This window comes from Pectobacterium sp. 1950-15, assembly GCF_037136835.1.
Taxonomy (GTDB): Bacteria; Pseudomonadota; Gammaproteobacteria; order Enterobacterales; family Enterobacteriaceae; genus Pectobacterium.
Genome location: NZ_JBBBQR010000007.1, coordinates 224,792 through 233,385, shown reverse-complemented (window position 1 = coordinate 233,385; position 8,594 = coordinate 224,792). Strand labels below are relative to the sequence as shown.

6 protein-coding genes, 1 tRNA gene and 1 pseudogene are annotated in these 8,594 nt (G+C 51.4%); 1 reads left to right on the top strand and 7 read right to left on the bottom strand.

The window, feature by feature from the left end; all coding sequences use genetic code 11:
• The 4 genes and pseudogenes from WCT94_RS10650 to WCT94_RS10635 all read right to left on the bottom strand — a co-directional run.
• A pseudogene (locus tag WCT94_RS10650) lies at positions 1-1,217 on the bottom strand (integrase domain-containing protein); the annotation flags it as partial.
• A 216-nt stretch (positions 1,218-1,433) separates the two neighbouring features.
• A tRNA-Pro gene (locus WCT94_RS10645) sits at positions 1,434-1,510 on the bottom strand.
• 78 nt (positions 1,511-1,588) lie between these two features.
• Positions 1,589-3,337: an LPS biosynthesis-modulating metalloenzyme YejM gene (gene yejM / locus WCT94_RS10640; RefSeq protein ID WP_336869534.1), complete on the bottom strand. Its 1,749-nt coding sequence runs from the start codon at positions 3,335-3,337 to the stop codon at positions 1,589-1,591.
• Positions 3,338-3,351: 14 nt separating this feature from the next.
• Positions 3,352-3,582: a YejL family protein gene (locus WCT94_RS10635; protein WP_180741327.1), complete on the bottom strand. Its 231-nt coding sequence runs from the start codon at positions 3,580-3,582 to the stop codon at positions 3,352-3,354.
• Between the two features lie 217 nt (positions 3,583-3,799).
• Between WCT94_RS10635 and yejK the strand changes: the two genes are divergently transcribed.
• Positions 3,800-4,807: a nucleoid-associated protein YejK gene (yejK, locus tag WCT94_RS10630; protein WP_181828314.1), complete on the top strand. Its 1,008-nt coding sequence runs from the start codon at positions 3,800-3,802 to the stop codon at positions 4,805-4,807.
• An 86-nt stretch (positions 4,808-4,893) separates the two neighbouring features.
• Here yejK and WCT94_RS10625 read toward each other — a convergent pair whose 3' ends face one another.
• The 3 genes from WCT94_RS10625 to WCT94_RS10615 all read right to left on the bottom strand — a co-directional run bounded on the left by WCT94_RS10625 (position 4,894) and on the right by WCT94_RS10615 (position 8,594).
• A complete protein-coding gene (locus tag WCT94_RS10625) occupies positions 4,894-6,042 on the bottom strand; it encodes a DUF1624 domain-containing protein (protein WP_336869533.1) in 1,149 nt (382 codons plus the stop codon).
• Between the two features lie 99 nt (positions 6,043-6,141).
• A complete protein-coding gene (gene rplY / locus WCT94_RS10620; RefSeq protein ID WP_015839897.1) occupies positions 6,142-6,426 on the bottom strand; it encodes a 50S ribosomal protein L25 in 285 nt (94 codons plus the stop codon).
• A gap of 407 nt (positions 6,427-6,833) precedes the next feature.
• Positions 6,834-8,594, bottom strand: a complete 1,761-nt coding sequence (locus tag WCT94_RS10615) for a DEAD/DEAH box helicase (RefSeq protein WP_336869532.1) — start codon at positions 8,592-8,594, stop codon at positions 6,834-6,836.

Here is an 8,594-nt window from a genome sequence, read left to right as displayed (position 1 = left end):
AGAAACGATGCTCGTTTTACCATATGAAGCTGACTCAACATGCTCTCCCCACCACGCCATCATATCTCTGCGTTGTTCCAGATATTGGGCTCTATTGTAGGCTCTCCTGACTTCATTAGTATCGATATGCGCTAACGCTGCTTCGATCACATCAGGGGGAAATCCTTTTTCATTGAGTATGGTCGAAGCAATGGCTCTCATACCATGAGCTACAAGCATATCTTTGAAGCCCATACGTTTGAGTGCCATGTTCGCTGTCTGGCTGTTCATTGGCTCAAGTGGATTACGATATCCGGGGAAGACATAATCCCTGTGCTTACTGATGGCTTCATGACTTCCAGAATCCCCAGCGCTTGCTCTGAGAGTGGGATAACGTGCTCACGCTTCATCTTCATACGACCAGCAGGAATACGCCATTCTTTTGCGTCAAAATCGATTTCATCCCAGCGTGATTCGGCAGCTTCGGCTGGTCGAGTCATGGTGAGTAATTGCCATTCGATAAGACAGCGGGTTTGTCGCCCAATGCTGGCAAATGAGAGTGTTTTCATCAGAAGTGGCAATTGCTCTGGCAAGAGGGCAGGGCGATGCTTCACCTTCGGCTTATGGAATGTTCGTCCAATTCGTGCGGCTGGATTTACAGATACCAGACCAGAGTTGAGGGCATAATCCATGACTTCATTAATACGTTGACTCAGACGTTTAACCGTTTCAAGTCTTCCAGCCGCATGAGTGGGTTCTAACGCTCCAATAAATCGTTGAGCCGTGATGTTAGCAATAGGCATAGAGCCAATGTGGGGGAACACATACTTGCTCATGGATCGCCAGATATCGTTCAACGTATGTGTTGCCAAACCTGCTGATTCTTTAGTTTTAAACCATTCGGCAGCAACTTTTTCAAATGTGTTTTCTGTAGCATTTTTTTGCCGTGATTGCTCTGCTTGCTTATGCTCCTGCGGATCAACGTCTTTGCTAAGAAGAAGTCGTGCATCTTCGCGGAGCTTACGCGCTTCGGCAAGAGATACCGAAGGGTAAGCGCCAAGGCTAATCATTGCACGTTTGCGAGTGAAGGGTTTGTAGTAGCGAAAACGCCAGAGTTTTGAACCGCTCGGGGTGACCTGTAATTCTAAACCGTCTCCATCGTAGAGGGTGACGGCACGGTCAGTGGCCTTGGCGCTTTTGACCTCAGTATTGTTCAGGGGCTTTGTCTGACGTGCCATATCGCTCTCCAATCAAATCCGCAAAGCTGTTAGGCATAGGGTTTAGGCTACATGTTGCGTCGTATGCCTATATCTATGCCTAAAAAGTGTGGATTTCAATGTATCAATATGGAATTCAGTAGACAACAGAAAAACAGCAGGCTTATGCAACCTACTGTTTAATCTGTTCTTTATAGTCTTGTCTGGACTTCAGTAGACAAAACGTTGGGGGAAATTTGGTCGGCACGAGAGGATTTGAACCTCCGACCCCCGACACCCCATGACGGTGCGCTACCAGGCTGCGCTACGTGCCGATGCTATGGGCATTCATACTACCTTTTCCTGACCTTATTGCAATAGCCTGATGGAACGACTGCTTTAGATTTAGGCAGTTAGTTGGCAATAAAGCGTCTTTCGTTCGTTAGTACCTGCAAGAGAAGGGCAAGCTGTGGTTTTTCATCATTCAGCCGATTTCCCGCCATGTCGTAAGCCCGGTAGTTGCCGTTGCTTTCCAACACGATGAGCTGCTCCTGCGTTGTGATTATCAGCGTGCCGCCATTGCCGTTAATCAACCATGGGGAACGTCGTTGGGCAGAGAACAGGTCTTCACCCTGTGAATAATCATCTGTGCTGTTTTTAACATGGAGCAGGCGCTGCATCAGCGTGGTCATGACGTCTTTGTTGTCCGTCATTTTCGTAATGGTCTGCGCAGGGGTATTCGGCCAGTGAACAATGAGCGGCGTTTGCCACTGGGTTCGGGCAAAACGTGCTGCATTACTGGTATTGGCATTCTGGTTTTGTGCCGTTGTCACGATGACGACGGTGTTATCCAGAACGTTTTTTTCCTGTAAGGTGCGAATAATTTGGCCGATCTGACGGTCAACGTCCTGAATATTTACACGGACGTTGGGTTCTGTCCCTTTGCCATCTGCGGTTTTTGGCGCGCTGCTGAGTTCAATGTAAGAGAACCAGGGGGCAGGGTTATTATCGCGGTTGAGCCACTCCTGCCATTGCGTGATGATGGCATCGCCGCTTTGCTGTTGCGGTGCAGGTAATGAGAAATCAGAAAGCAGCGCCTGACGATAGAGCGGGCTGTTGAAGCCGTTCGCTGAAAAGAGCCCGAACTGATAGCCCTGCTGGCTTAATGCAGTGATTAATGCTGACGGTTTACGCGCGCTCAGGACGCCATCCATATAGGTCGTCGAGAGGCCGTAAAACAGGTTAAACAAGGCGGCGTCTGGCTGAGATCCTGAATCGTAATGATCGCTAAAGCGCACGTTTTCTGCGGCGAAGCGCGACAGATTTGGCATCCGGTTTTGTATGGCATCGGGCTGCGTATCGTCGATCATCACCATCAGCAGGTTGTAGCCGCTGCCGTTATCGCGGAAGGTGATGTTATTGAGCGGATACTCCACCGTTATGGCTTCAGGATTACCCTGCTGCGTTAGCCGGCGCTGATATTCCTGTGCATCCAGCAGACCATGTTTTTCCAGAAACCGGCGTGCCGTCATCGGATAAGACAGCGGCAGGTTGGCGCGCTGCATCGTAATTGGGCGATAGAAATTTGCATCGGCCCAGATGTACATCAGGTGCGATGCAAAGAACGCCGAGATGAAAACGCCCGCCAGCGGTTTGCCAAAGTGGCGGCGGTTCAGGCTGCGTAATTTTTGCCAGCACCAGGTGCCGAACAGCATTTCCACCATGAAAATCAATGGAATGCCGATAAACATCCACTGCCAGTCGCGGGCAATCTCACCTTGCCCCGGGTTGACGACAAGTTCCCAAACGGTGCTGTTGAGGTGCAGGTGAAAACGTGTAAAGACCTCAACATCCACTAACAGTATCGTCAGCCCAGTCGTTGCCAGCGCCGCAGACAGGAACCTCAGCAGGCGCTGCGACATCACAATAAACGTGAGCGGGAAGATGACCAGCAAATAAGCAGCAAAGACGATAAAACTGAAATGACCGAGCCAGCTAACCAGCGCGTAAATTCGACCGAACAGGGAGGTCGGCCAATCAGCAACAAACAGATAGCGGCTACCCAGCCCCAAAGTGAGCAAAATGTTGAATAAGGCGAACCAGTGTCCCCAACTGATCATCTGGGAGACTTTTTCGCGGTAGCGCTGACGGTTGGTTACCATACGTTGGTCAAAACTTAGTGAGCTTTATCGGCTTTTTTAATTGAAGCCTGTAGGGCTTCAGCGAAAGAACGCGCCATAACCTGACGTTGCGCAGGCGCGATGCTGGTGTTAATCAGGTTTGTCACCATATTACCGAGCACCATCAAAGCAAGATCGGTCGGGGCGCGGTGCTTTTCCAGAACATTGACCATCTCAGAAAGCAGTTGTTCAACGTGTTCGTCACTATAACGGGATGATTGTGGCATAAAATGGCGTATCTCAAGCTGGTAAAGTCGCTTATCTTACCGTATAGGCTTATGCTTTTCCGCACTTTTATCATTACCGTATTTTATTACTGGCGTGCTTCTATCAATAAGTAGTGTAGACGCTTAGCGCGCGTACCGGTGCGAAGGGCGGCTTTATGTGTTGCGGGCTGTCCGCATCAGTGTTTGAATACGCGCCTTGCCAAAAGGAGAGTTTATCATGAGTCTGGATATCGCCCAGATTGCCCTGCATCAGCTAATTAAACGTGACGAACAAACGCTGGAAATGGTGTTGCGTGATTCCCTGCTGTCGACCAACGCGGCAGTCGAAGAGATGATGGCTGAACTGCATCGCGTCTACAGCGCCAAAAGTAAGGCCTATGGGCTGTTTAATGAGCAAAGCGAGCTGGCGGATGCGCTGCGAGCCTGTCGCAAAGGGGATGAGGACTTTCTGAGTTTCTCACGTGCCGCAACCGGACGTCTGCGTGACGAACTGGCGAAGTACCCGTTTGCCGAAGGCGGTATCGTGTTGTTCTGTCAGTACCGTTATCTGGCGGTCGACTACTTGCTGATATCGGTGCTCAATAGCTGCAACAGCATGCGGGTTAATGAACAGCTGGATATCAGCACCACGCACTATCTGGATATCAATCATGCCGATATCGTTGCGCGTATTGATTTGACCGAATGGGAAACCAATCCAGAATCTACGCGCTATCTGACGTTCCTGAAAGGCCGCGTCGGGCGCAAAGTGTCTGATTTTTTCATGGATTTTCTGGCTGCTTCGGAAGGGCTGGACACCAAAGCACAAAACCGCGGCTTGCTGAAAGCAGTTGATGAGTATTGTGACGAAGCCCAGTTAGATAAAAACGAGCGTCAGAATTATCGTCAGCAGGTGTATAGCTACTGCAATGAGCAATTGCAGTCCGGTGAGGAAATCGAACTGGCGTCGCTGTCGCAGGAACTGCCACCGCTGGGTGAGAAAACTTTTCAGCAGTTTTCAACGGAACAGGGTTATGAGCTGGAAGAAAGCTTCCCTGCCGATCGTGGAACACTACGCCAACTGACCAAGTTTGCGGGCAGCGGCGGCGGCATCAGTCTGAATTTTGATGCGCTATTGCTCGGTGAGCGCATTTTCTGGGATCCGGCGACGGATACATTGACGATTAAAGGCACACCGCCGAATCTGCGCGATCAGCTACAGCGTCGGACGAGCAGCGGCAAATAGTCGGCATCACGCCAGAAGACGACGTTGCCCTTTTTCTTATCGTCAGAAAAAGGGCAGCGACTGCTAATGTTTGGGAACGATAACGGCTAGAAATATTTAAGCCAGCGGATGTCTCGGCGACGGGCTTTTAGACGGGCAAACGCTTGAACCGGCGAAAATAATACGACCATCAGCACCAGAGTACACCCCCACAATTGCCAGACGGCGGAAAAGCCGAACCACTCTCCCTGATTTTTCCCCCAGACTGCAACAGCGGTTAAATACAGGCCTTTTAAAACATACAGATGCAATAGGTAGAAAAACATCGGGGCGGCGCCGAAGCTTGCCAGCATAACAAGCCAACGCTTCTGCTGCTGACGTTCAAACACCGCAAGCAGGCAAAGCCCGATACCGAGCGTCAGGCAGAGAAACAGCAACGAGGGTGGATATTTCGTGATGTTGAAATAGCTCATGAGCGTCTGCGTGATGACATCACTCTGCTGCCAGGGCTTGTCGCCATACAGATTGATACTGCGTAGAGCGAAGAACAGCGCGAGTGTGATTCCTGCCGCGGTGAGTAAGACCTTCTGGCGCTGAAGCGGAAAAACGTCTTTCCGGTATAACGCACCAGCCGCATAGCCAAGTGAAATCACACCAATCCAGGGAAGTATCGGATAGGAGGTCCGTATACGGAAGGTTTCGCCGATTCCTATCCAACCGCGATCGTGCAGTATCGCCCAGGGAATCGACCAGATGGAACCGACTGAAGCCTGCAGAGGGTCCAGCAGGTTATGTCCGCCCACGATAACGAGGCCGAGTATGAAAACCAGCCCGGCAGGTAACCAGATTAACGCGCTGAGGGCGAGCATGCTCATGCCAATAGCCCAGATGACCTGTAAATAGATAACCTGCGGCGGAAACTGGAACGTCCACGCGAAGTTGATCAGCGTGAGTTCAAGTAAAATAAGAATTAAGCCGCGCTGGAACAGGAAGAGGGCGGTTTGTCGGCGATTTTGTACTTTCTGATGGTAAAGCGCGGCAGAGAGCCCGGTTAAAAAGACAAACACGGGAGCACACAGATGCGCCAGCGTACGGTTGATGAATAGCATGGGGTCGGTGCTGGTTACATCAATTGGGTCGGCAAGTTGCAGGTGCAGATAAAAGGTTTCCCGCACATGGTCTAGCAGCATAAGCACCATCACCAGACCGCGCAGGGCATCAATAGCGATAAGCCGCTGTGGGATATCACGAGACATGTTCACATTCCTTTGTGAATGAATAGATTTTTATAAAAAAAACGCCGCATAAGCGGCGTTCTTCTTTTCCGGCGTCCCGGAAAACAACTTCAGCGCAAACTAAACGCGTACGAAGTCGATGTGAGTCAGTTTTGGCTTGTAAACGTGACGTTGTACAGCCTGAACTTTAACTTGTACTTCTTTGCCATCGATAGACAGAATCAGCGCAGTACCGTAGAAGCCTTCTTTTGCTTCCTGGTTTTTCACTGAGTCGTGATCCAGTTCGATAGAAACTGGTGCTTCTGAACCACCGTAAACGATGGCCGGGAATTTACCAGCGGAACGCAGGCGGCGGCTCGCACCCTTACCCTGATCCTTACGTACTTCTGCTTTGATAGTAATCATTTTATTCTCTACTTATATAAAGTAACCCTGCTACAGGCGACCCAGCAGCAGGCGGGGTTATTCAGCTTTTGCGAACAAAAGCGGGCTGAATTCTAGCGGAATATGCCTCTGCGGGCAAATGAATCTCAGCATTACTCGTCATACTTCAAGTTTCATGTGCGTTGGCAGCGATACTCGGCACACTGGCGTGAGCCTCGCCCCGTTGGGGCCGCTGCAAGCAGCGTTCAAATCTGCTTTTAGCAGATTTGTCTGTCACCCGAATCACTTACCTGAGTAAGCTCATCGGGATGAAATGAGAGACATCCTGTCTCTCACCGGAGGCCAGCCGTTGGCCGGTCAAATTCGTTCCCGACGAATTTGTCCTTCACTTGCCGCCTGCCTGAAGCTCGAATTATTTAGAGTATACTTTAGCCGCGGAGCTCATTGGCACGACGAAATCGTCCCTGATAATCAAAGAGCTTTTCACGGATTTGCCAGAATTTTCCGTGTTTGCGGGCGACAACAAAGTCTGGGGCGCGCAGTAAGGCCTGCTGCGCGATAACGTCGGCGGCATGCTGCCAGTTAAACGGTGTTCCCGGCGCGCGCTGATGAACGCGCAAAAATTGTTGCAGGAAAACGTGGCGCTGCGCGGTGGAGTGCAGGCGAAAACGTTCGCTTACTTCGGTACCGTCTTCATCGTGGTAGATGATTTTCAGCCATTCTCCTTTTGCATCTTGCCCCTGCTCGAAGCTCATGCCACTACAGCGTAAAACCAGTGCGTCTTTCAGCTTCAGCGCCGCTTTCAGCATGTCGTCGGGATCGACTAACACCTCATCACACTGGTGGCAGCGCCGCGCCGCGATATCATTCTCCGCGCCGCAGTGCGGACAAACTTTGAACCGGAACCGGAAATCACATTGCTGGCGGTGGCCGTTCTCCGCTATTTCCCACCCCTGACAGCGGCGGCCATAGTGTTCGATGATATCGCCGTCTGGGGTGGTTTTTCCCCAAAATAGGTTGGCAAAGCCGCATTCAGGACAGAAGACCTGCACCGGCTGGCTACCGGCATGTGGCTTGCTGTTGCCGACTTCTGGCGTATAGAGATCGTGCGGGTTGCCGGCGTAATCCAGTATCAGGCAGTCTGTTTTTCCCGGGTATAGGCGTAAACCGCGTCCGACGATTTGCTGATACAGGCTGACAGATTCTGTTGGGCGAAGGATAGCGATAAGGTCGACATGCGGGGCATCAAACCCCGTTGTCAGCACCGCCACGTTGACCAGATATTTCAGCGACTGCTGTTTGAAGGCGTCAATCAGCGCATCGCGCTCGGCTGCTGGCGTATCGGCGCTGACCAATGCCGCCTGACCAACCGGTAATAAAGCCGTAATTTCTTTGGCGTGTTCAACGGTGGACGCAAAAATCATCGCACCGCGCCGCGTTTGCGCATAATCGATGACCTGACTGATGATGTGCGGCGTAATGCGCTGCTGACGTTTGAGTTCAAGATTCAGGTCAGCTTCACTGAATAGCCCGTTGCCGCGGGCGACGAGCTTGCTGAAATCATATTGCACTACCGGCATATCCAGTCGGTCAGGCGGCACCAGAAAGCCATGTTTGATCATATAGCGCAGCGGCAGTTCATAGATACAATCGCGGAATAAACAGCGTTCGTCGCCACGTATCATGCCGTGGTAGTGATATTGGTATATCCAGCCTTTGCCAAGCCGATAAGGCGTGGCGGTTAAGCCAAGCAGCCGCAGCTGTGGATTGGTTTTTTGCAGATGCTGGATGATTTGTTGATATTGGCTGTTATCGTCGTCGCTAATACGGTGACATTCATCAATGATCAACAGAGAGAACGCCTTGTCGAACTGGTCGAGGTTGCGTGCGACAGACTGCACGCTGCCAAAGACCACTTTTCCCTGACTTTCTCGCTGTTGCAGCCCGGCGGCGAAGATATCCGCATCAAGCCCCCAGGCGCAGTATTTGGCGTGGTTTTGTGCGACCAGCTCCTTAACGTGCGCGAGCACCAGCACGCGGCCGCGTGCGAGCCGCGCCAGTTCAGCGATGACCAGACTTTTCCCCGCGCCGGTAGGCAAAACGATGACGGCTGGTTGGGGATGACGGCGAAAATAGTCGAGTGTGGCGGAAACAGCCTCACGTTGGTAAGGCCGTAGTGTGAACGACAT

Coding starts and splice junctions, on each gene's coding strand:
- yejM (WP_336869534.1), bottom strand. CDS start 3,337: ATGGTAACCAACCGTCAGCGCTACCGCGAAAAAGTCTCCCAGATGATC.
- WCT94_RS10615 (WP_336869532.1), bottom strand. CDS start 8,594: ATGTCGTTCACACTACGGCCTTACCAACGTGAGGCTGTTTCCGCCACA.
- yejK (WP_181828314.1), top strand. CDS start 3,800: ATGAGTCTGGATATCGCCCAGATTGCCCTGCATCAGCTAATTAAACGT.
- WCT94_RS10635 (WP_180741327.1), bottom strand. CDS start 3,582: ATGCCACAATCATCCCGTTATAGTGACGAACACGTTGAACAACTGCTT.
- WCT94_RS10625 (WP_336869533.1), bottom strand. CDS start 6,042: ATGTCTCGTGATATCCCACAGCGGCTTATCGCTATTGATGCCCTGCGC.
- rplY (WP_015839897.1), bottom strand. CDS start 6,426: ATGATTACTATCAAAGCAGAAGTACGTAAGGATCAGGGTAAGGGTGCG.